General features: G+C 64.3%; 17 protein-coding genes. 8 read left to right on the forward strand and 9 right to left on the reverse strand.

The window, feature by feature from the left end:
- Positions 1-138: 138 nt before the first annotated feature.
- Positions 139-2055: a molecular chaperone DnaK gene (dnaK, locus tag AC0L25_RS18685; RefSeq protein ID WP_473596863.1), complete on the reverse strand. Its 1917-nt coding sequence runs from the start codon at positions 2053-2055 to the stop codon at positions 139-141.
- A 336-nt stretch (positions 2056-2391) separates the two neighbouring features.
- On the opposite strand from dnaK, the gene rpe reads away from it, so the two are divergent.
- Together rpe and AC0L25_RS18695 are read left to right on the forward strand one after the other, a co-directional pair.
- Positions 2392-3069, forward strand: a complete 678-nt coding sequence (gene rpe, locus AC0L25_RS18690) for a ribulose-phosphate 3-epimerase (protein ID WP_473596864.1) — start codon at positions 2392-2394, stop codon at positions 3067-3069.
- Between the two features lie 165 nt (positions 3070-3234).
- Positions 3235-4587 (forward strand): malonyl-CoA decarboxylase, encoded by a 1353-nt coding sequence (locus AC0L25_RS18695; protein ID WP_473596865.1) that lies wholly within the window; start codon positions 3235-3237, stop codon positions 4585-4587.
- A gap of 70 nt (positions 4588-4657) precedes the next feature.
- Here AC0L25_RS18695 and nagA read toward each other — a convergent pair whose 3' ends face one another.
- The 4 genes from nagA to AC0L25_RS18715 are packed head-to-tail and all read right to left on the reverse strand — an operon-like array spanning position 4658 to position 8521.
- Positions 4658-5836, reverse strand: coding sequence for an N-acetylglucosamine-6-phosphate deacetylase (nagA, locus tag AC0L25_RS18700; RefSeq protein WP_473596866.1), 1179 nt, complete (start codon positions 5834-5836; stop codon positions 4658-4660).
- The gene (locus tag AC0L25_RS18705) at positions 5833-6864 is read right to left on the reverse strand and encodes an SIS domain-containing protein (protein WP_473596867.1); all 1032 of its coding nucleotides are present in this window, start codon (positions 6862-6864) and stop codon (positions 5833-5835) included. Before AC0L25_RS18705 ends, nagA begins: the two co-directional genes overlap by 4 nt.
- A complete protein-coding gene (locus tag AC0L25_RS18710; protein ID WP_473596868.1) occupies positions 6861-7643 on the reverse strand; it encodes a GntR family transcriptional regulator in 783 nt (260 codons plus the stop codon). Before AC0L25_RS18710 ends, AC0L25_RS18705 begins: the two co-directional genes overlap by 4 nt.
- Positions 7640-8521 carry a glucosamine kinase nucleotide-binding domain-containing protein gene (locus tag AC0L25_RS18715; RefSeq protein WP_473596869.1) on the reverse strand — a complete coding sequence of 294 codons (882 nt, stop codon included), beginning with the start codon at positions 8519-8521 and terminating at the stop codon, positions 7640-7642. The genes AC0L25_RS18710 and AC0L25_RS18715 overlap by 4 nt, the downstream gene beginning before the upstream one ends.
- 201 nt (positions 8522-8722) lie before the next feature.
- On the opposite strand from AC0L25_RS18715, the gene AC0L25_RS18720 reads away from it, so the two are divergent.
- From AC0L25_RS18720 to AC0L25_RS18745, 6 genes are all read left to right on the forward strand, one after another.
- Entirely contained in the window at positions 8723-9679 is a 957-nt protein-coding gene (locus tag AC0L25_RS18720; protein ID WP_473596870.1) for an N-acetylmuramic acid 6-phosphate etherase, read from the forward strand.
- 2 nt (positions 9680-9681) lie between these two features.
- Positions 9682-10941, forward strand: a complete 1260-nt coding sequence (locus tag AC0L25_RS18725) for an ABC transporter substrate-binding protein (protein ID WP_473596871.1) — start codon at positions 9682-9684, stop codon at positions 10939-10941.
- A gap of 240 nt (positions 10942-11181) precedes the next feature.
- Positions 11182-12105 (forward strand): carbohydrate ABC transporter permease, encoded by a 924-nt coding sequence (locus AC0L25_RS18730; RefSeq protein ID WP_473596881.1) that lies wholly within the window; start codon positions 11182-11184, stop codon positions 12103-12105.
- A 226-nt stretch (positions 12106-12331) separates the two neighbouring features.
- The gene (locus AC0L25_RS18735) at positions 12332-13171 is read left to right on the forward strand and encodes a carbohydrate ABC transporter permease (protein ID WP_473596872.1); all 840 of its coding nucleotides are present in this window, start codon (positions 12332-12334) and stop codon (positions 13169-13171) included.
- Positions 13168-14229, forward strand: a complete 1062-nt coding sequence (locus AC0L25_RS18740) for a Gfo/Idh/MocA family protein (protein WP_473596873.1) — start codon at positions 13168-13170, stop codon at positions 14227-14229. Before AC0L25_RS18735 ends, AC0L25_RS18740 begins: the two co-directional genes overlap by 4 nt.
- A 241-nt stretch (positions 14230-14470) precedes the next feature.
- Entirely contained in the window at positions 14471-15469 is a 999-nt protein-coding gene (locus AC0L25_RS18745) for an ABC transporter ATP-binding protein (protein ID WP_473596874.1), read from the forward strand.
- Between the two features lie 210 nt (positions 15470-15679).
- Here AC0L25_RS18745 and AC0L25_RS18750 read toward each other — a convergent pair whose 3' ends face one another.
- From AC0L25_RS18750 to deoC, 4 genes are all read right to left on the reverse strand, one after another.
- Positions 15680-16525: a fumarylacetoacetate hydrolase family protein gene (locus AC0L25_RS18750; RefSeq protein WP_473596875.1), complete on the reverse strand. Its 846-nt coding sequence runs from the start codon at positions 16523-16525 to the stop codon at positions 15680-15682.
- A 156-nt stretch (positions 16526-16681) separates the two neighbouring features.
- Positions 16682-17413 (reverse strand): SDR family oxidoreductase, encoded by a 732-nt coding sequence (locus tag AC0L25_RS18755; RefSeq protein ID WP_473596876.1) that lies wholly within the window; start codon positions 17411-17413, stop codon positions 16682-16684.
- A gap of 188 nt (positions 17414-17601) precedes the next feature.
- A complete protein-coding gene (locus AC0L25_RS18760; RefSeq protein WP_473596877.1) occupies positions 17602-19974 on the reverse strand; it encodes an aldehyde dehydrogenase family protein in 2373 nt (790 codons plus the stop codon).
- A gap of 16 nt (positions 19975-19990) precedes the next feature.
- Entirely contained in the window at positions 19991-21055 is a 1065-nt protein-coding gene (gene deoC, locus AC0L25_RS18765) for a deoxyribose-phosphate aldolase (RefSeq protein ID WP_473596878.1), read from the reverse strand.
- Positions 21056-21390 lie beyond the last annotated feature (335 nt).

The raw sequence follows: 21390 nt of genomic DNA on the forward strand, positions 1-21390 counted from the left end.
CGGCACGCTGTTCCGATTTAGGTGCGATGGCGCCGGGATGCCAGTGTTGACACGGGCTTGCTCGCACTTTTTCGGCCAGAGTTGCAAAAAAGCCCGGCTTTGCGCCGGGCTTTCTGCCTAAACTTGCCGTCAGGCCGCTCAGGCCGACTTCTTCTTGTCGTCGTCCTCGTTGATTTCCTCGAAATCGGCATCGACCACGTCGCTGTCCTTGGCGGCATCCGCCTTGGCGTCAGCCTCCGCGGCTTCCTTCTGCGAAGCCTCATACATGGCCTGGCCGAGCTTCATCGAGGTTTCGCCGAGCGCCTGCGTCTTAGCTTCGATGTCGGCCGCGTCGTCGCCTTCGGCAGCGGTCTTCAGCGCCGCGATCGCATCGGCGATCGCCGTGCGGTCGGCCTCGGAAACCTTCTCGCCATACTCCTTCAGCGACTTCTCCGAGGAATGCACCAGCGCCTCGGCCTGGTTGCGGGCCTCGACCAGCGCGCGCCGCTTCTTGTCGGCCTCGGCATTGGCTTCGGCGTCCTTCACCATCTTCTCGATGTCGGCGTCCGAAAGGCCGCCAGACGCCTGGATGCGGATCTGGTGCTCCTTGCCGGTGCCCTTGTCCTTGGCCGAGACGTTGACGATGCCGTTGGCGTCGATGTCGAACGTGACCTCGATCTGCGGCACGCCACGCGGCGCCGGCGGAATGCCGACCAGGTCGAACTGGCCGAGCGCCTTGTTGTCGGCGGCCATTTCACGCTCGCCCTGGAAGACGCGGATGGTCACGGCCGACTGTGAATCTTCGGCCGTCGAGAACACCTGGCTCTTCTTGGTCGGGATCGTCGTGTTGCGCTCGATCAGCCGCGTGAACACGCCACCCAGCGTCTCGATGCCAAGCGACAGCGGCGTCACGTCGAGCAGCAGCACGTCCTTGACGTCGCCCTGCAGCACGCCGGCCTGGATGGCGGCGCCCAATGCGACGACCTCATCCGGATTGACGCCCTTGTGCGGCTCCTTGCCGAAAAACTGCTTCACGATCTCCTGGATCTTGGGCATGCGGGTCATGCCGCCGACCAGGACGACCTCGTCGATTTCGCCAGCCTTCAGGCCGGCATCCTTGAGTGCCGCCTTGCACGGATCGATCGTGCGCTGGACGAGATCTTCGACCAGGCTCTCGAACTTCGCCCGCGTCAGCTTCAGCGTCAGGTGCTTGGGACCGGTGGCATCGGCGGTGATGAAGGGCAGGTTGATCTCGGTCTGCGTCGTCGACGACAGCTCGATCTTGGCCTTTTCGGCCGCTTCCTTGAGGCGCTGAAGCGCGAGCTTGTCGCTGCGCAGGTCGATGCCTTGTTCCTTCTTGAACTCGGCCGCCAGATATTCGACCAGACGCATGTCGAAATCCTCGCCGCCGAGGAAGGTGTCGCCATTGGTCGACTTCACCTCGAAGACGCCGTCGCCGATTTCGAGCACCGAAATGTCGAACGTGCCGCCGCCAAGATCATAGACGGCAATGGTCTTGCCTTCCTTCTTGTCGAGGCCGTAGGCAAGCGCGGCCGCGGTCGGCTCGTTGATGATGCGCAGCACTTCGAGGCCGGCGATCTTGCCGGCATCCTTGGTCGCCTGGCGCTGGGCGTCGTTGAAATAGGCCGGAACGGTGATGACCGCCTTCTCGACCTTTTCGCCGAGATAGGCTTCCGCCGTTTCCTTCATCTTCTGCAGGATCATCGCCGAGATCTGGCTGGGCGACTGCTTCTTGCCGCCGGCCTCGACCCAGGCGTCGCCATTGTCGCCCTTGACGATCTTGTAGGGGACAAGCTTCTTGTCCTTGTCCGTCACCGGATCGTCATAGCGGCGGCCGATCAGGCGCTTGACCGCGAAGATGGTGTTTTCAGGATTGGTGACCGCCTGGCGCTTGGCCGGCTGGCCGACGAGGCGCTCGCCATCGCTGTTGATGGCGACGATGGAAGGGGTCGTGCGTGCGCCTTCCGCATTTTCGATGACCTTCGATTCCTTGCCGTCCATGATGGCGACACAGGAGTTGGTGGTCCCCAGATCGATACCGATTACTTTTGCCATTTTTCTAATCTCTCCGCTAAGCAGGCTCTCAGGACCCGTACAGGCATTCCGACGAAAGCCCCTGTTCACAAGAAATTCCGCTTCGGCAACCGGCATTCCGGCGTCGAACGGCTTGGCGGGTATATAAGAACAGGCTGCGCGGCGCGCAAGCATTCTGCGCAAGGCGTCCAACATCCTTTTCTCGGGCCCGCCGGTTGTTCTCCGGCCATGGCTCCCCTGAACTTTCCGCGTCCGTTCGCGACTGACACTAGGCAGCACGATCTTCCTGCCACGACGGCTGGCCATTTTCAGGCCGATGCGGTAGGGCGGGAGCTGGCTCAAGAACGGGAAGCGAACATGGCTCATAAGACCCTGATCGCGCCATCTGTGCTGGCGTCGGATTTCTCGAAGCTCGGCGACGAGGTCGAGGCGGTGGCGGCGGCCGGCGCCGACTGGATCCATCTCGACGTCATGGACGGGCATTTCGTGCCCAACATCACTTTCGGGCCACCGGTGATCAAGGCGATCCGCAACCGCACCAAGGCCTTCTTCGACTGCCATCTGATGATCACGCCGGCCGATCCCTATCTGGCGGCCTTCGCCGAAGCCGGCTGCGACGGCATGACGGTGCATGCCGAGGCCGGGCCGCATCTCGACCGTTCGCTGCAGACGATCAGGGACCTCGGCAAGAAGGCCGGCGTGTCGCTCAACCCATCGACGCCGGAAACGGCGATCGAATATGTGCTCGACCGGCTCGACCTGATCCTGATCATGACCGTCAATCCGGGTTTTGGCGGCCAGGCGTTCATTCCGGCGATCGTCGACAAGGTGAAGCGTGTCAAGGCGCTGATCGGCAGCCGCGCGATCCGGATCGAGATCGACGGCGGCATCTCGCCCGAAACCGCGCCCCTGGTCACCGCCGCCGGCGCCAGCGTGCTGGTCGCCGGTGCAGCCATCTTCAAAGGCGGCAGCGTCGAAGCCTATCGGGCAAACATCGAGGCGATCAGGACAGCGGCCGACCGGGCGGCCGGCTGATGCTGCCGGCGCACCGTCATCAGCACGCGCCGTCTCTTCAGCCGGTCGGGAATTCGTTGGCCGACGCCGGTGCGCTTGTGCTTATGACATGCCGTCCCATATTGTCTGTCTCACCCTCATGCCTCTCCGGACCCTCCCGCAGGCTCCTCTTCGACGGTCGGATCGATGAACCGCAGCCCTTTCTTCGCTGACCTGCTGAACACCATCGCCGATCGCGGCCGGATGATGCTGAACCTCGTTCGCGGTGACGAGCCGGTCTCGGCCGACAGCCTGGGGCGTCTGTGCGCCCGTCTGCTTTCCAGTCAGGGCGAGGCATCGGGCGTCGCCTATGCAAGGGAAATCCTGGAGCGCTGGCGCACCCTCGGCGCCGACGGAAGGCTGGCTTTCCTGCATGTGCTGCGCGATCGTTTCGGCACTGATCATGCCAGGCTTGCCGCCGCGGTGGATGCCTATCGCGCCGAGCCCGACGATCGCTCGGCACTTGCCCTGCACGATGCCGCCGAGCCGGCCAGGCAGGAGCTCCTGCGCCGCCTGAACCTGGCGCCCGGCGGCATCGAGACGCTGGTGCGCATGCGCGAGGATCTGCTGGCCCGGCTGCCCACATCGCCCGATCTCGCCATCGTCGATGCCGACTTCACGCACCTTTTGTCGTCGTGGTTCAACCGCGGCTTCCTGGTGCTGCGCCGGATCGACTGGTCGACGCCGGCCAACATTCTGGAAAAAATCATCCGCTACGAGGCGGTGCACGCCATCCACACCTGGGACGATTTGCGCCGCCGGATCGAGCCCGCCGACCGGCTCTGCTATGCGTTCTTTCATCCGCAGCTCGGCGACGAGCCGCTGATCTTCGTCGAGGTCGCGCTCACCCGGACGATGCCGACGACGATCGCCGAGCTGCTTGCCGACGAGCGGCAGCCGGTGCAGCCGCAGCAGGCCACGACGGCGGTGTTCTATTCTATCTCGAATTGCCAGGAGGGGTTGCGCGGCATCTCCTTCGGCAACTTTCTGATCAAGCAGGTGGTCGAGGATCTGCGCCGCGATCTTCCCGGCCTGACCGATTTCGTCACGCTGTCCCCGGTGCCGGGCTTTGCCCGCTGGCTGGCCGAACAGGCCGAAACCATGCCCTCCGCCGCCGAAGTGCAGGACCTCGTCGCCAACGAGGGCTGGCGCGCGGAGGCTGCCGCGCGCGACCGCGCGGGCCAGATCCTGCTCCCTCTTGCGGCACAGTATTTCCTCGAAGCCCGCACCGCCTCCGGCAAGGTGATCGACCCGGTCGCCCGGTTCCATCTCGGCAATGGCGCGCGGCTGGAGCGCATCGACCTTTTCGGCGATCTGTCGCCCCGCGCCTTGCGTCAGGCGCATGGCTTGATGGTCAATTATCGTTACAAGCTCGACGACATCGAGAAGAACCACGAGCTGTTCGCCGCCAGGAACGATGTGGCGGCCGCCCCCGCCGTGCGTCGCCTGCTGCCGAAACCGGCGAGGCCGCCGGCGCCGCGGCTTCCGGCGCAAGCTTAGGGGGATGAGGACAAGAGGGACCTATGAGCAACCCACCCGCTTCAGACTGTCGGGCCGAACGGCTGATACTTTAGGCGCCCTTTGCGACACCGGCCTCGAAAACCCTGTCGCCTTCTATCCAGACGCCCTTGACGTCCAACTCGTCCGACAGCGCAACGATATCGGCGGCGGTGCCGTTGGCGAACCGCCCGAGCCGGTGTGATTGGCCGATCGCCTGCGCCGGATAGAGCGAAGCCATGCGCAGCGCCTCTGACAGGTCCAGTCCGACAGCGCGGTGGACGAAGCGGACGGCGGCTATCATGTCGAGGTCGGCGCCCGCCAGCGTCCCGTCGGCAAGCCGCAGGCTGCCGTCCTTGCGGTAGATGGTGCGGCCGTTCAGCGTGAACGAGGTCACGTCGGTGCCGATCGTTGCCATGGCGTCGGTGACCAGGAAAATTTTTGCCGGGCCCTGCTTGGCGCGCAAAGCGATGGCCATGGTGGCGGGATCGACATGAATGCCATCGGCGATGATGCCGGCAAACAATGTGCCTGTGTCGATGGCAGCACCCACCAACCCCGGCTCACGATTGCCGATCTGGCTCATGGCGTTGAACAGATGGGTGACCACTGTTGCGCCGGCACCAGCGAAGGCGCGCGCCTTGGCATAGCCGGTGTCGGAATGGCCGAGGCTGACGACAATGCCGGCCTCGACCAACGCCGAAACACGTGCCGGGTCGACGGATTCCGGCGCCACAGTCGTCAGCAGCACTGGCAGAGTTTTCCGCGCCGCTACCAGCATTGCCTGGTCGACATCCAGCATCGGCCGGATCAGCGCCGGGTCATGCGCGCCCTTGCGGGCGATGGACAGATGCGGGCCTTCGAGATGCAGGCCCAAAAAGCCCGGCACTTCTTGCTGCGCGGCCTCGGCCCCGGCGGCAACCGCCGCTGCGGTGATCTCGGGCGTGTCGGTGATCAGCGTCGGCAGCAGCGCCGTCGTGCCGAACGGCGCGTGCGCCCGACAGATAGTTTCGATCGAAGCGACATCGGGATGATCGTTGAGCATGATGCCGCCGCCGCCATTGACCTGCAGGTCGACGAACCCCGGTGCAAGGATGCCGCCGCCAGTTTCGATACGCTCGACGCCGGACGGAACGGCTCCGGTGGCAACGATGGACCCGACGAGGCCGTCACGCACGACAAGGGCAGCATCGTCGTGCCAGTCGTCGCCGTCAAAAATCCGGGCCCCAGTCAGGGCAAAACGGTCGCTCATATGGTTTCCGTCACCTTGCGAAGATTGGGCGGCGTGTCCGGATCGAGACCGCGATGGCGGGCAAAGGCCTCGACGAAGCCATAGAACGACACGATCAGCGCCAGCGGGTCGGTCAGTGGATGGCCGGTGGCGACATGCGGCAGGTGCTGAGCGCTTGTCGCCTTGTCCGAAGTCACGAAGACCGCCGCGCCCTTGTCCGCCAGGCTGTCGGCGGCCTCTGCGACCGACGGCTCGGAAGCATCGCGGGCGGCGAGCGCCAGCACCGGGAAACCTGGCCCGACCAGCGCCAGCGGGCCATGCATGACTTCGGCAGCACTATACGCCTCGGCGTGCATGGCGCAGGTTTCCTTGAATTTCAGCGCCGCCTCATTGGCGATTGCAGCGGACGGACCACGACCGAGGATGAACAGCGATTTCTGCGTCTCAAGGGCGCTGGCCAGCGCCATCCAGTCGCAGGCGATCGCCTTGCGAAAATGCTCCGGCAAACGGGCAAGTGCTGCCAGAAGCTTGTCGTCGCCGGTGCTATGCGCCATCAAGGCGAGGCTGGCGACGGCCGAATTGACGAAAGTCTTCGTCGCCGCGACGCTGCGTTCCGGGCCGGCCAGAATGTCGATCGCATAATCGGAGGCCCGCGCCAGCGGCGAATCGGCGGTGTTGGTGATGGCGACGGTCAGGGCACCGCCGGCCCTCGCGGCTTGCGACATGGCGACAATGTCCGGGCTCTTGCCCGATTGCGAGATCGCCAGGCAGACCGAGCCGGCCAGCTTGAGCTTGGCGCCGTAGATCGAAGCGATCGACGGGCCGACCGACGCGACGGCAAGACCGGCGGTCAGCTCGACGGCATATTTCATGAAGGTGGCGGCATGGTCAGACGAGCCGCGCGCCACGGTGACGATGAAATGCGGATCGCGCTCGCGAATGCCGCGCCCGGCCTCGGTCAGCACCGCTGCCGAACCGTCGAGCAGGCGGGCGGTGGCCTCCGGGATCTCCTCGATCTCGCGCCGCATATGGGTAGTTGTCGCGCTCATGGCCGGCCCTCTTCGCCCGGCCCGCTCAGCCGGAGTTCGGCGACGAAATCATAGGCGTCGCCCCTGTAGATAGAGCGGGTGAATTCGATGACCTTGCCGCTCGCCAGATAGGAAATACGCTCGATGTGCAGGCCTGCAATGCCTGGCGGCACTTCGAGCAGGCGCGCGTCGTCGTCGCCGAGATTGGCGGCGGAAATGCGCTGCACCGCCCGCACCGGCCGATGGCCGGTGGTCTCCAGCGCCGCGTAGAGCGACGACCCAATTCCTGCCGGGTCGGGCAGCACACTGGCCGACAATGCGGCGCGCTCGATCGCCAGCGGCGTGTCGTTGGCAATGCGCAGGCGCGCAACCCGCGCCACCAATTCGTTCGACGACAGACCAAGCACCATCATCTCGTCCGGCGAGGGCGCATAGAGGCCGCGGTCGAGCCAGGCCGAACGCACCGCCATACCGCGCCGCGCCATGTCCTCGGTGAAGGATGTCAGCCGCGACAGCGACTGCTCGACGCGCTCCATACGCGGCGCCACGAAGGTGCCGGAGCCGTGGCGCTGGATGAGGATGCCGCCCTTGACCAGGTCCTGCACCGCCTTGCGCACGGTGACGCGCGAAATGTCGGCCTTGCTGGCGATGTCGCGCTCGGACGGCAGCGCGTCGCCAGGTCCGATCAGGCCGCGATTAACCGCGTCCTCGATGCTCTTCCTCAGCTGCAGATAGAGCGGTGCGCCGCTTTGCGCCGACTGTTTCAGCGTAGCGAAGATCTGGTCGGCGGCTTCGCTCATCGCGCTGCCTCCGCAGTCCCCGAGAAGACACGAACCGCCATCTGCACCGCACCGCCAAGCGCATCGTCGAGCGGCGGCTTAAGCAGCGCCCGGTAGCGCGCCGACAGGCGTGGTGCATAGAGCGGCGCCAGCCCGCCGAGCAGGCAAAGCGGATCGTCGCCGCCGAGATCGAGCACGCCAAGTGCGGCCTCGACGTCGGCGACCGCCTTGTCGACGATCCAGTTGGCGACAATGTCGCCTTTTTCGGCATGATCGAAGACCTTGGGCGCGAAGCCGCCGAAATCGCCGGGTTTGGCATTGGTGGTGAACTCGACCAAATCCTCGGGATTGTCGCGGAAGATGGCGAGCATGGCCTGCGTCAGCGGCGATCCCTGGTGGATGCCGTCATAGGCAAGCAGCGTCTGTTCGAGCAGGTCGCGGCCGATGCGGGCGCCGCTGCCCTGGTCGCCGACCTGGAATCCCCAGCCGCCGATCGCGCGCGACTTGCCGTTTTTACGCGCCATATAGGCGGTGCCGGTGCCGAGGATGGCCATGGCGCCGTCACCGGAGCCGACCGCGCCTTCCAGCGCGATCTCGGCGTCGGTCTCGACACGGCTGATGCTGAACGGCAGGACCGCTTCGAGCTGCTGCCTGTAGGTGCCGACATTGGCGCCGGCGAGGCCGAGGATGGCCGGAGTCTGCTGGATAAGTTCGGGGTCTTTTCCGGCGGCGACAAAGGCCTGCCGTGCCGCCTCAACGATGTTGGCCCTGGCGCCGGTAAGATCGGTGCGGATGTTGGCCGCACCGCTCTTGGCGCGGCCGACGACGGTGCCGTCCACTGTTGCAAGGGCCGCCCTGCAGCTGGTGCCGCCGCCATCGATGCCAAGCACGAAATTCACACGATTTCTCCTCCAGGCTGATAATACCAATAAAATACCAATAGCCAAGGATTAATTTCCGTTTCAAAAAGATTAAGGCGCACCTCATTGAAAACACTGTGCATTTTGCCGGTGCGGCGATTTTCCAGGCAGTGAAGTCACTAATGCGTGTGGACAAGTGGTATTTTTTTGGTATGGTTTTCTGGATTGGAGGGAAAACGGATGGCCGAAACGCGCACCGAAGCGCTTCACCAGAATGCCGAGGGGCTGGACATCCAGGCTCCGGACGCCATCCTTTCCTCTTTGGCCAACGCGCAGATCGAGGCCGCCAAGGCGGTGCGCGGCGCCATTCCCGCCATCGCCGAAGCAGCCGAAATCATCGCCAGCCGGCTGAACAGCGGCGGCAAGCTCGCTTACGCGGCGGCCGGCAGCTCGGGCCTGATGGCGCTGGCCGATGCGCTGGAACTGCCGGGCACCTTCGGCATTCAGCGTGACCGTATCGCCATCCTGATCGCCGGCGGCGACGATGCCTTCAAGACACTGGCCGGCGGGCCGGAGGATGATACCGACGAAGCCTCGGCAGCGGTTGCCGCTGCCCGCATCGGCGAGGGCGACTGCCTGATCGCAGTCTCGGCCAGCGGTTCGACGCCCTATGCGGTCAGGGCGATCGAGGAAGCCAGGCGTCGGGGCGCGGCGACCATCGCCATCGCCAACAACAAGGGTGCGCCGCTGCTTCGGCTGGCCGACATCGCCATATTGCTCGAAACGCCGCCTGAGCTGATCGCCGGCTCGACGCGCATGGGCGCCGGCACCGCCCAGAAGATCGCGCTCAACATGCTGTCGACGCTGGCCGCCATACATCTCGGCCATGTCCATGACGGCTACATGGTCAATCTCATGGCCGACAACATCAAGCTGCGCGACCGTGCGGCACGTATCGTCGCCGCGATCAGCGGACGCGACAGGGAGGATGCGGCGCACCTGCTCGAAAAGAGCGGCGGCGTCGTCAAGACCGCCATTCTGCTCGCCGCCGGCGCCGCCAGCGCCGATGCGGCGCAGAAGATACTGGAAGGGGCCGGCCACAAGCTGCGCCCGGCCCTTTCCGCGATCGAGGGGAGCATGGGGCAGAAAGCCTCTGTTCTCAAAACCGAACCTGAAAAAGGTCAACAGGGAGACTGAGCATGACAACGAAACTACTGACGGCACTGCTTCTCGGCACCAGCATTCTCGGGTCAGCCGGAATGGCCTATGCCCAGGACGTAACGCTCAACATCGAAAGCTGGCGCGGCGACGACCTTGCCATCTGGAAGGACAAGCTGATCCCGGCTTTTGAAGCCAAGAACCCGGGCATCAAGGTGGTGTTCGCGCCGTCGGCGCCGACCGAATATGACGCCGCGCTCGGCGCCAAGCTCGCCGCCGGCTCGGCGGGCGACCTGATCACCTGCCGCCCGTTCGACAAGTCGCTGGAACTCTTCAAGAAGGGCAATCTCGCCGACATCTCGACGCTGCCCGGCATGGAGAATTTTTCCGACGTCGCCAAGGCCGCCTGGCAGACCGACGACGGTAAGGCCAGCTTCTGCGTGCCGATGGCTTCCGTCATCCATGGCTTCATCTACAACAAGGACGCCTTCGATCAGCTCGGCATCAAGGTGCCGACGACGAATGAGGAGTTCTACGCCGCGCTCGACAAGATCAAGGCCGACGGCACCTATATCCCGATGGCGATGGGCACCAAGGATCTCTGGGAAGCCGCGACCATGGGCTACCAGAACATCGGCCCGAACTACTGGAAGGGCGAGGAAGGCCGTCTGGCGCTGATCAAGGGCGAGCAGAAGCTGACTGATCCCCAGTGGGTTGCGCCGTTTGCCGAACTCGCCAAGTGGAAGCCCTATCTCGGCGACGGCTTCGAGGCGCAGACCTATCCGGACAGCCAGAACCTGTTCACGCTCGGCCGCGCCGCCATCTACCCGGCCGGCTCGTGGGAGATCGGCCTGTTCAACACGCAGGCGCAGTTCAAGATGGGCGCGTTCCCGCCGCCGGTGCAGAAGGCCGGCGACACCTGCTACATCTCCGACCACACCGACATCGGCATGGGCCTCAATGCGGCGTCGAAGAACGCGGATGCGGCCAAGACCTTCCTGACCTGGGTGGCCTCGCCGGATTTCGCCACCATCTACGCCAACGCGCTGCCGGGCTTCTTCAGCCTGAACAACACGCCGGTGAAGATGGAAGACCCGCTGGCCCAGGAATTCGTCTCCTGGCGCGACAAGTGCAAGTCGACGATCCGCTCGACCTATCAGATCCTGTCGCGCGGCACGCCGAACCTCGAGAACGAGACGTGGGTTGAGTCGGCCAACGTCATCAACGGCACCGTCACGCCGGAAGCTGCCGCCAAGAAGCTGCAGGACGGCCTCGACAGCTGGTACAAGCCGGCGAAGTAAGAGCCAAGGCAAACGGACCAGGCCGCGCTCGCGCGGCTTGGCGTCAAACTGCCAATGAGAGTCGACTGCGCCGCCCCTCATCCGCCTGCCGGCACCTTCTCCCCGTATAGCGACGGGGAGAAGGGCTAAGTCGCAACGCTGGCGACCCCTCTCCCCGTCCTTCACGGGGAGAGGGTAAGGGTGAGGGCCAGCGCCGCCGTCGAAAGCAATTGCAAGAACCTGATCGGCGGGACCGAACGCATGGCCGCAGCACCGAAACGACCGTTCCGCTGGCATATCGTCGTCTTCCTTGCGCCGGCGGTGCTGGTCTATACGGCGATCATGATCCTGCCGCTGGCCGGCACGCTGCAGCTCTCGCTGTTTCGCAACATCGACCAGGCTCAGGTCTTCGTCGGGTTCGAAAACTTCCGCAGGCTGTTCGGCGACCCTAACTGGTCGGTTAATTTCTGGAACGCGCTGCGCAATAACGTCTGGTTCTTCATCATCCACATGATCGTGCAGAACCCGATCGGCGTGCTTTTGGCCGCACTGCTGTCCAGCCCGCGGCTGAGATTCTCCGCCTTCTACCGCACAGCCATCTTCGTGCCGACGATCCTGTCCTTCGTCATCGTCGGCTTCGCCTGGAAGCTGATCCTGTCGCCGTTGTGGGGCGTGGCGCCTGACCTGATGGATCTTGTCGGCCTCAAAAGCCTGTTCACGCCGTGGCTGGGCAAGGAGCAATATGCGCTGACAACGCTCAGCCTGATCTCGGTGTGGCAGTTCGTCGGAATTCCGATGATGCTGATCTATGCGGCATTGCTGTCCATTCCCGAGGAGGTGATCGAAGCGGCCGAATGCGACGGCATCACCGGCATGTCGCAGTTCTGGAAGATCAAGCTGCCGCTGATCCTGCCGTCGATCGGCATCATCTCGATCCTCACCTTCGTCGGCAATTTCAACGCCTTCGACCTGATCTACACCGCGCAAGGCGCGCTGGCCGGGCCGAATTATTCGACCGATATCCTCGGCACCTTTCTCTACCGCGCCTTCTTCGGTTTCCAGCTGCAGGTCGGCGATCCCAATATGGGCGCGGCGATCGCCACGATGATGTTCCTGATCATCCTTGGCGGCGTCTGCGTCTATCTCTTCCTCGTCCAGACGCGCCTGCGTCGCTACCAGTTCTAGGGGGCGAGATGTCGAGCTTGAACACCCCCCTCTGGCCTGCCGGCCATCTCCCCCTCAAGGGGGGAGATTGGATGCGATGGCTGCTTTCGCCAACTTTCAGCCGAGCAGAACGGGTGGCGACATTGACGCTGCCAATCTCCCCCCTTGCGGGGGAGATGTCCGGCAGGCCAGAGGGGGGTGCCTTGGCGCCATCCTTTGGAAATGCAGCTCGTCAGGAGACTTCCCAATGAGCACGGCTACCCGCTCCCTGCCACGCACGATCGGCGCCCATGCGGTGCTGTTGACCTACACGGTGATCGCGCTGTTTCCGGTGGTCATCGTCATCATGAATTCGTTTAAATCCCGCGCGGGCATCTTCGGCGCGCCGCTGGCGCCGCCGACCCCGAAAACCTTCGACCTGATCGGCTACACCACCGTCATCGGGCAGGGCGATTTCATCCACTATTTCCAGAACAGCTTTGTCGTCACCGTCGCCTCGCTGTTCTTCGTGTTGCTGTTCGGCGCGATGGCGGCGTTCGCGCTGTCGGAATACCGCTTCCGCGGCAATTCGCTGATGGGACTCTACCTGGCGCTTGGCATCATGATCCCGATCCGCCTCGGCACTGTCGCCATCCTGCAGCTGATGGTGGCGAGCGGGCTGGTCAACACGCTGACGGCGCTGATCCTGGTTTATACGGCGCAAGGCCTGCCGCTTGCCGTCTTCATCCTGTCGGAATTCATGAAGCAGGTGTCCGACGACCTGAAGAATGCCGGGCGTATCGACGGCCTCTCCGAATACACCATCTTCTTCCGGCTGGTGCTGCCGCTGGTGCGGCCATCGATGGCGACTGTCGCCGTCTTCACCATGATCCCGATCTGGAACGATCTGTGGTTTCCGCTGATCCTGGCGCCGTCGGAGGAGACCAAGACGGTGACGCTCGGCGCCCAGCTGTTCCTCGGCCAGTTCGTCACCAACTGGAACGCGATCCTGGCCGCACTGTCGCTGGCGATCATGCCGGTGCTGATCCTCTACGTCATCTTCTCGCGGCAGCTGATCCGCGGCATCACCTCGGGAGCGGTCAAGTGAGCGCAGAAAAACCTCTTCGCGTCGTCGTCGCCGGTTTGGGCAATATGGGCCGCAGCCATGCGCTGGCCTACCACACCAATCCGGGTTTTGAGATCGCGGCGCTGGTCAACCGCTCGGACGTGCCGCTGCCGGCCGGGCTTTCCGGCTACGGCATCAGGCGCTCCTTCGACGAGGCGCTGCGCGACGAGAGGCCTGACGTCGCCTGCATCGCCACCTATTCAGACAGCCATGCCGACTATGCGGTGAAGGCATTCGAGGCCGGCTGCCATGTCTTTGTCGAAAAGCCGCTGGCGACGACGGTGGCGGATGCCAAACGCGTCGCCGCCGCGGCCAAGTCCAATGGCAGAAAACTGGTGATCGGCTACATCCTGCGCCATCATCCGTCCTGGATCAGGCTGATTGCGGAGGCGCGCAAGCTCGGCGGCCCTTACGTGTTCCGCATGAACCTCAACCAGCAATCCTCCGGCCATAGCTGGGAGACGCACAAGCAGTTGATGCAGACGACGTCGCCGATCGTCGATTGCGGCGTGCACTATCTCGACGTGATGCTGCAGATCACCGATGCCAGGCCGGTCGAGGTGCGCGGCATGGGGCTCAGACTGACCGACGAGATTGCGCCCACGATGTACAATTACGGTCATCTGCAGGTGCTGTTCGACGACGGTTCAGTCGGCTGGTACGAGGCCGGCTGGGGGCCGATGATCTCGGAAACCGCTTTCTTCGTGAAGGACGTGATCTCGCCCAATGGCTGCGTGTCGATCGTCATGAAGGAGGGCGTCAAATCCGACGACATCGACACGCATACCAAGACCTCGACCATCCGCCTGCATAGCGCTGCGACCGGCGCAGACGGCAAGTTCGCCAAGCCGGATGAGATGCTGTCGATGGAGGGTGAGCCCGGCCATCAGGATCTCTGCGACCTCGAACAGGCTTTTCTGCTCAAGGCGATCCGCGAGGATCTGGATCTGACCCGCCATATGGACGACGCGGTGAAGTCGCTCGCCGTCTGCCTTGCCGCCGACGAGAGCGTGCGCAGCGGAAAGGCGGTGCGATTGTGACAGGGGAATTTTTGCTAGGGATTGCGCTCTACGGCGCCCCCCTCTGGCCTGCCGGCCATCTCCCCCTCAAGGGGGGAGATCGTCAGCGTCAATGTCGCCACCCGTTCTGCTCGGCTGAAAGTTGGCGAAAGCAGGCATCGCATCCAATCTCCGCCCTTGAGGGAGAGATGCCAAGTTTTGGCAAAGAGGGCAGGCCAGAGGGGGGTGCCCTGGCGCCCACATTCCAATCCGGAGGAACGCCGTGGGCGCGCTGAACATCGAGAATGTGAAGAAGGCCTTTGGGCCGGTCGAGGTGCTGAAGGGCATCAACCTCGAAGTGACCGATGGCGAGTTCGTCGTCTTCGTCGGCCCCTCCGGCTGCGGGAAGTCGACGCTGCTCAGGGTCATTGCCGGACTGGAGGATTCGACCTCGGGGCGCGTGGTGATCGACGGCGCGGACGTCTCCGCTACCCCCCCGGCCAAGCGCGGCATCGCCATGGTGTTCCAGACCTATGCGCTCTACCCGCATCTGACGGTGAAGAACAATATGGGCCTCGGCCTCAAGCAGGCGGGCACGCCGGCGGCCGAGATCGACCGCCGCATCGGCATCGCCTCATCGATGCTGTCGCTGGAGCCCTATCTCGCCAGGCGGCCGGCCGAGCTCTCCGGCGGCCAGCGCCAGCGCGTCGCCATCGGCCGCGCCGTGGTGCGCGAGCCCAAGCTTTTCCTGTTCGACGAACCTTTGTCCAACCTTGATGCCGCACTGCGCGTCAACACCAGGCTGGAGATTGCGCAACTGCATCGCAGGCTGAAGGCGACGATGATCTATGTCACCCACGACCAGGTCGAGGCGATGACGCTGGCCGACAAGATCGTCGTGCTCAACGCGGGAAAGATCGAGCAGATCGGCGGACCGATGGAGCTTTATAATTCGCCGGCAAATGAATTCGTCGCCGGCTTCATTGGCTCACCGAAGATGAATTTCGTCGACGGCGCCAAGCTTGGCGAAACGGCAAAGACGATCGGCGTCCGCCCAGAGCACCTGACCGTCGATGCGAAATCCGGCGCCTGGAAAGGCACAGTGGTCCATGCCGAGCACCTCGGCGCCGATACCAACCTCTATCTCGACTGCGAGAAGGCCGGCCTGATCACCGTGCGCATCTTCGGCGTCTACAATGCCGAACCTGGTGCTACGCTCTACGCAACGCCGGATCCGGCGAAGACTTATCGGTTCGGAGCCGAGGGCAAGGTGCTGAAGTAGCTTCGCGGCAAAGGTTGGCGCTGCCCCTCATTGCCCTGCCGGGCATTTCTCCCCGTAAACGGGGAGAAAGAGCTGGCCGCGGCCTCGGCGCTCTTTCTGCACCGCCCGGCGATTGGCGAAATCATTGGTGACGGCGTCCTTCTCCCCGTTCACGGGGAGAAGATGCCGGCAGGCAGATGAGGGGCGGCGCGACCCGTCCAGGATGACCTCTTATACGTCCGCCTTGAACGTCTGCTTCTGCGTGCCCAGCCCTTCGATGCCGAGCTCGACGACGTCGCCGGGCTTCAGGAACACCGGCGGCTTCATGCCGAGGCCGACGCCGGGCGGCGTGCCGGTCGAGATGATGTCGCCCGGATGCAGCGACATGAACTGGCTGAGGTAGGACACGAGGTAGGCGACGCCATAGACCATGGTCTTGGTCGAGCCGTTCTGCATCGTCTTGCCGTTGACCTTCAGCCACATCGGGATGTTCTGCGGGTCCTTGACCTCGTCCTTAGTGACCAGCCACGGGCCGATCGGCCCGAACGTGTCGCAGGACTTGCCCTTGGTCCACTGGCCTTGACGCTCCGCCTGGAAGGCGCGCTCGGACACGTCGTGCGCGACGCAATAGCCGGCGACATAATCCAGCGCCTCGGCCTCGGTGACATATTTCGCGGTCCTGCCGATAACCACGCCAAGCTCGACCTCCCAGTCGGTCTTCACCGAGCCGCGCGGGATCAGCACGTCGTCGTCCGGTCCAACGATGGCCGAGCTCGCCTTCATGAAGATGATCGGCTCGGGCGGCACGGTGGCGCCGGTCTCGGCGGCATGGTCGGAGTAGTTCAGGCCGATGCAGATGAATTTGCCGGTGCCGGCGACGCAGGCGCCGATGCGCGGCTTGCCGGAAACCGCCGGCAGCGATTTCGGATCGAGCTTCGACAATGTCTCAAGCGATGCCGGGTCGAGCGCCTTGCCGGCAATGTCGGTGACATGGGCGGAGAGGTCGCGGATTGTCCCATCCGCATCGAGCAGGCCGGGGCGTTCGCTCCCCGCTTCGCCATAGCGCAGCAGTTTCATTCTTTTTCTCCTGATTGCGGCGCAGAGGCCGTTTGCAAACTCGCTCCGCTGCGGCGAATGGCGTGGTTTTCGAGAACCGGAGCGGAGCGTACTTAAAGTGCCTAGGCAAGCACAGACGCCGCGCCAGGCGCCCGGCAGAATAGGATTTTCAGACTCCTAGATCGACCAGCCACCGTCGACATTATAAGCCTGTCCCGACGTATAGGTGGCGCCAGCCAGATAGACGGCAAGGTCGGCGATTTCCTCGGGCGTGCCCAGGCGGCCCATCGGCTGGCGGGCGATGAAGGCGGCGCGAGCCGCCTCGTAATCGCCCTGCGCATGCATGCGGTCCTCCAGCGACGGGCTTTCGACCGTGCCCGGGCAGATGGCGTTGCAGCGTATGCCCTTGCCGACATAGTCGGCGGCAACCGATTTGGTCAGGCCGATGACGGCCGCCTTGGTCAGCCCGTAGACGAAGCGGTTGGGCACGCCCTTGGTCGAGCCCGCCAACGACGCCATGTTGATGATCGAGCCGTCGCCGCGCTCCAGCATGCCGGGCAGCACGGCGCGTATGGTGCGGATCATCGAGCGGACATTGAGATCCAAAGCAAAGTCGAGATCGGCGTCCTTCATCTCGAGGATCGAGCCCGAATGGACGAAGCCGGCGCAGTTGAACAGCACATCGACGGCCCCGATCTCGGCGAAGGCCAACGTCACGGCCTCATCGTTCAGCACGTCGAGCTTGCGGGTCTTGATGCCAGCCGTCTTGCCGAGTTCGGCGAGCACCACCTCGTTGATGTCGGTGGCATGCACGACAGCGCCCGCCCTGGCGAAAGCCAGCGCGCTCGCCCGGCCGATGCCTTGTGCCGCCGCTGTGACGACAACGATCTTGCCTGCCAGATCCGCCATGCTTTTCTCCTCTGTCGCCGCCCCGGCTTTTACCGGCACGCGGCCAAGGCGCAATGTGCCAGATAGGCACTATGATGCCGCCTGCATCGCTGTTCGTTTAGGGGCAAATGTTTTTTCTCGGTAAAGAACATCTTTTCTGCCGTCAAGCCCGAACGCTTCTCGTCCGACGCCGCGCGAAAGGCGACCGTTCAGTCGCCGTAGGGCACCCAGACGTTCTTGACCTCGACGGCACGGCGCAGCAACGCATCGCCTGCGGCCTCGGTCGACGCCCAGTCGAGGCTGCGGCCGTTGCCGGTCCAGACGCGCTTGAGATTGCCGACAGAGTCGGCTTCTGCCTTGGCGCAGGTCTCGGCATCGGCGAACACCCAGAGCCCGTCGACATCGTCATGCTTGGCCAGCACGCCGGTGAGCTCGGCGGTGCGGCCGGTGACGATGTTGATGGCGCCGGCCGGAACGTCGGAATATTCGATGACCTGGTAGAGATCGGTGGCCAGCAGCGGATATTTTTCCGACGGCACCGCGACCACGGTGTTGCCCATGGCCAGCGCCGGCGCCACCAGCGAGATCAGGCCGAGCAGGGGCGCATTGTCGGGCGCCACGATGCCGACGACGCCGACCGCCTCATGCAGTGCCAAAGTGACGGCGCGGGCCGGCGGCTGGTGGACACGGCCCTCGAACTTATCGGCAAGGCCGGCATAGAGGAATAGGCGCTCGATCGACAGCTCGACCTCTTCGCGCGCCGCCTTGGCGGTGGCGCCGGTGAGCTCTGTGAGACGCACGGCAAACTCGTCGGCGCGGCCGGACAGGTTCTCGGCCAGATAGTAGAGCACCTGGCTGCGATTGTAGGCGGTCGCTTCCGGCCAGCCCTTGCAGGCACGTGCAGCCGCGACGGCGTCACGGATATCCTTGCGGCTGCCGAGACCGACTTCGCCGGCAAGCTTGCCCTTGGCGGTGGCGACGGCAAGCGAATAATTGCCGTCCGGCCTGACCTGCTTGCCGCCGATGAACAGTTTTGCCGTGCGATCGATGGTGTCGCCTTCCGCCCGCTCGACCGACTGGGCAGCAGCCGCTGCCGGTTTGACGACGGGGCCGAGCGGCAGTTTCGCCGAGAGATATTCGGACATGCCCTCGCGCCCGCCTTCGCGGCCAAAACCGCTTTCGCGGTAGCCGCCGAAGCCGCAGGCGGCGTCGAACATGTTGGTGCCGTTGACCCAGACGACGCCGGCCTTCAATTGCGGCGCGACGTGCAGCGCCAGGTTGACGTTCTCGCTCCAGACCGAGGCGGCCAGGCCGTAGCGCGTGTTGTTGGCGAGCTCGACTGCTTCCTCGGTGTTGCGGAAGGTCATTGTCGCCAGCACCGGTCCGAACACCTCCTCCTGCGCCAGGATGTTGGCCGGCGAGACGCCTGTCGCCAGCGTCGGCAAATGGTAATAGCCGGAAGACGGCAGCGCCACATCAGGCTGCCAGCAGACGGCGCCCTGCTTGGCGCCTTCGGCGACCAGCCCCTTGACGCGATCGAGCTGGGTCAAGTCGACCAGCGGGCCGATATCGGTGTTCTTGTCGAGCGGGCTGCCGACGCGCAGCCGGCTCATCCGCACCTTGACCTTAGCGATGAAGGCCTCGGCGATGCCTTCCTGCACCAAAAGGCGCGATCCGGCACAGCAGACCTGGCCCTGGTTGAACCAGATGCCGTCGACTAGACCTTCGACGGCGCTGTCGAGGTCGGCGTCCTCGAAGACGACGAAGGCCGATTTGCCGCCAAGTTCCAACGACAGTTTCTTGCCCGACCCGGCGGTCGCCTTGCGGATGATCTTGCCGACCTCGGACGAACCGGTGAAGGCGATCTTCTGGACGCCGGGATGGTTGACGATGGCCGCGCCCGCCTCCGGCCCGCCCTGGACGATGTTGACGACGCCCTTCGGCACGCCGGCGCGCTCACAAATCTCGGCGAACAGGATGGCGGTGAGCGGCGTGAACTCGGCCGGCTTGAGCACTATCGCGCAGCCTGCGGCGAGCGCCGGCGCGATCTTCCAGGCCAGCATCAGTAGCGGAAAATTCCACGGGATGATCTGGCCGACGACGCCGACACCCTTATGGCCGGCGAAATCCCTGTCCAGCGCCTGCGCCCAGCCAGCATGATGGATGAAATGGCGGATAGCCAGCGGCACGTCGATGTCGCGGCTTTCGCGGATCGGCTTGCCATTGTCGATTGTCTCAAGCACCGCGAACAGGCGCTGATGACGCTGCATGGCGCGGCCGATGGCGTAGAGCACTTTGGCTCGGCTGTAGCCGGAGCTGGCGCTCCATTTCGGCAGCGCTTTTGTGGCGGCCGAAACCGCTGCGTCGATATCGGCAGCCCCGGCATCCGAGACCTTGGCCAGCAATTTGCCGGAGGAGGGATCGCTGGTGTCGAAAGTCTTGCCGCCGCTGGCTGCCTTCCACTCGCCACCGATGAACAGGGCTTTGGAAAAATCGCGCGCGGCAAGCCAGGCATCGGCCTCATTGCGGGCTTCCGGCGCCGGGCCGTAGTCCATGGCGTGATAGCGTTCGAGAATATTCATCAGGCGCTCCCGAAAATCACGCCATCGCGTGGCGATGATTGGCCGAATAATGGCCGGTCAGATGGTGTTCGAGCTGGCGCTCGATGTCGGTCAAAAGGCTCGATGCACCGAAGCGGAACAGGTCTGGCTCCAGCCACCGCCGGCCAAGTTCTTCCTTCATCAGCACCAGCCAGTCGAGCGAAGCCTTGGCGGTCGAAATGCCGCCGGCCGGCTTGAAGCCGATGAGATAGCCGGTTTCCTCGAAATAGGTGCGAATGGCGCGCACCATGGCAAGGCCGACCGGCAGCGTCGCGTTGACGCTTTCCTTGCCGGTCGAAGTCTTGATGAAATCGGCGCCCGCCATCATCGCCACCATCGAGGCGAGCATAACGTTGCGCAGCGTGGCGAGGTCGCCGGTGCCGAGGATGACCTTGAGATGCGCTTCGCCGCAGGCGGCCCGCATCGAGACGATCTCGTTATAGAGCTCATGCCATTTCGCCCCGAAAACCAGCCCGCGCGGGATGACGACGTCGACCTCGTCGGCGCCGTCCGTCACCGTGGCTTCGATCTCCTGCAGGCGCGTCGACAGTGGGGTGAGGCCGTGCGGGAAGGCGGTGGAAACAGCCGCGACATGGATGCCGCTGCCGCGCAGCGCATCGACGGCGGTGGCGACGAAGGGATGATAGACGCAGACCGCCGCCGGGCGGATCTTTTCACCCGTAATGCCGAGGCCTTCGACGATGTCGCGGCGGAACGGATTGACCGCCTTGGCGCAGAGCCGGCGCACGCGCTCGTCGGTGTCGTTGGAGTTCAGCGTGGTCAGGTCCATGCAGGCGACGGCGCGCAGCAGCCAGGCGGCCTGGTTGTCGGCCTTGATCGAGCGCCGCTTGGTCAGGCTGGCGACACGCCGTTCCAGCGCCGAGCGGTTGACGCTGCGCATCGATTCCATGAAGCCGAGATCGAGTTTCATGCCGGGATTGCGGGCAATGCCGTGCGCTTGCGGCGCCGGCGCGTTGGCGGCGGTGCGCGCCGGCAGCGGCGTGATCTTGGAAGATCCCAATCTGTCGGAACCAGGATCGGCTTCGCGGATTGTGCTGCTCATCTCCTGCCCTTTCGTTCGACGACTTATGCCGAAGATAGCCCGCGAAGCAGCGCTTCACGAGTCCTTCAGGCGGTCATAGCGGAAAAAGCCTGCTGTGACATCAGCGAAGAGCGCGGCAGAATGAAACCAGCGATCCGTCGCGCCCCCCTCTGTCCTGCCGGACATCTCCCCCACAAGGGGGGAGATCGGCAGCTTCGGCGCTCCGTTTACTCTTGCGGCGGTTGTGATTGGCGAAAGCGGCCATGACAGCCAATCTCCCCCCAAGTGGGGGAGATGTCCGGCAGGACAGAGCGACTGTCTTGGAAGTCAAGCTGTTTGCCATGGTTTTTGGTCCC

The sequence above is a fragment of the Mesorhizobium sp. WSM4813 genome, from assembly GCF_055811555.1.

What these genes read in the sequence shown, in the direction of transcription:
- dnaK (WP_473596863.1), bottom strand. Translation starts at nt 2,055, where the DNA reads ATGGCAAAAGTAATCGGTATCGATCTGGGGACCACCAACTCCTGTGTC.
- rpe (WP_473596864.1), top strand. Translation starts at nt 2,392, where the DNA reads ATGGCTCATAAGACCCTGATCGCGCCATCTGTGCTGGCGTCGGATTTC.
- AC0L25_RS18695 (WP_473596865.1), top strand. Translation starts at nt 3,235, where the DNA reads ATGAACCGCAGCCCTTTCTTCGCTGACCTGCTGAACACCATCGCCGAT.
- nagA (WP_473596866.1), bottom strand. Translation starts at nt 5,836, where the DNA reads ATGAGCGACCGTTTTGCCCTGACTGGGGCCCGGATTTTTGACGGCGAC.
- AC0L25_RS18705 (WP_473596867.1), bottom strand. Translation starts at nt 6,864, where the DNA reads ATGAGCGCGACAACTACCCATATGCGGCGCGAGATCGAGGAGATCCCG.
- AC0L25_RS18710 (WP_473596868.1), bottom strand. Translation starts at nt 7,643, where the DNA reads ATGAGCGAAGCCGCCGACCAGATCTTCGCTACGCTGAAACAGTCGGCG.
- AC0L25_RS18720 (WP_473596870.1), top strand. Translation starts at nt 8,723, where the DNA reads ATGGCCGAAACGCGCACCGAAGCGCTTCACCAGAATGCCGAGGGGCTG.
- AC0L25_RS18725 (WP_473596871.1), top strand. Translation starts at nt 9,682, where the DNA reads ATGACAACGAAACTACTGACGGCACTGCTTCTCGGCACCAGCATTCTC.
- AC0L25_RS18730 (WP_473596881.1), top strand. Translation starts at nt 11,182, where the DNA reads ATGGCCGCAGCACCGAAACGACCGTTCCGCTGGCATATCGTCGTCTTC.
- AC0L25_RS18735 (WP_473596872.1), top strand. Translation starts at nt 12,332, where the DNA reads ATGAGCACGGCTACCCGCTCCCTGCCACGCACGATCGGCGCCCATGCG.
- AC0L25_RS18750 (WP_473596875.1), bottom strand. Translation starts at nt 16,525, where the DNA reads ATGAAACTGCTGCGCTATGGCGAAGCGGGGAGCGAACGCCCCGGCCTG.
- AC0L25_RS18755 (WP_473596876.1), bottom strand. Translation starts at nt 17,413, where the DNA reads ATGGCGGATCTGGCAGGCAAGATCGTTGTCGTCACAGCGGCGGCACAA.
- AC0L25_RS18760 (WP_473596877.1), bottom strand. Translation starts at nt 19,974, where the DNA reads ATGAATATTCTCGAACGCTATCACGCCATGGACTACGGCCCGGCGCCG.
- deoC (WP_473596878.1), bottom strand. Translation starts at nt 21,055, where the DNA reads ATGAGCAGCACAATCCGCGAAGCCGATCCTGGTTCCGACAGATTGGGA.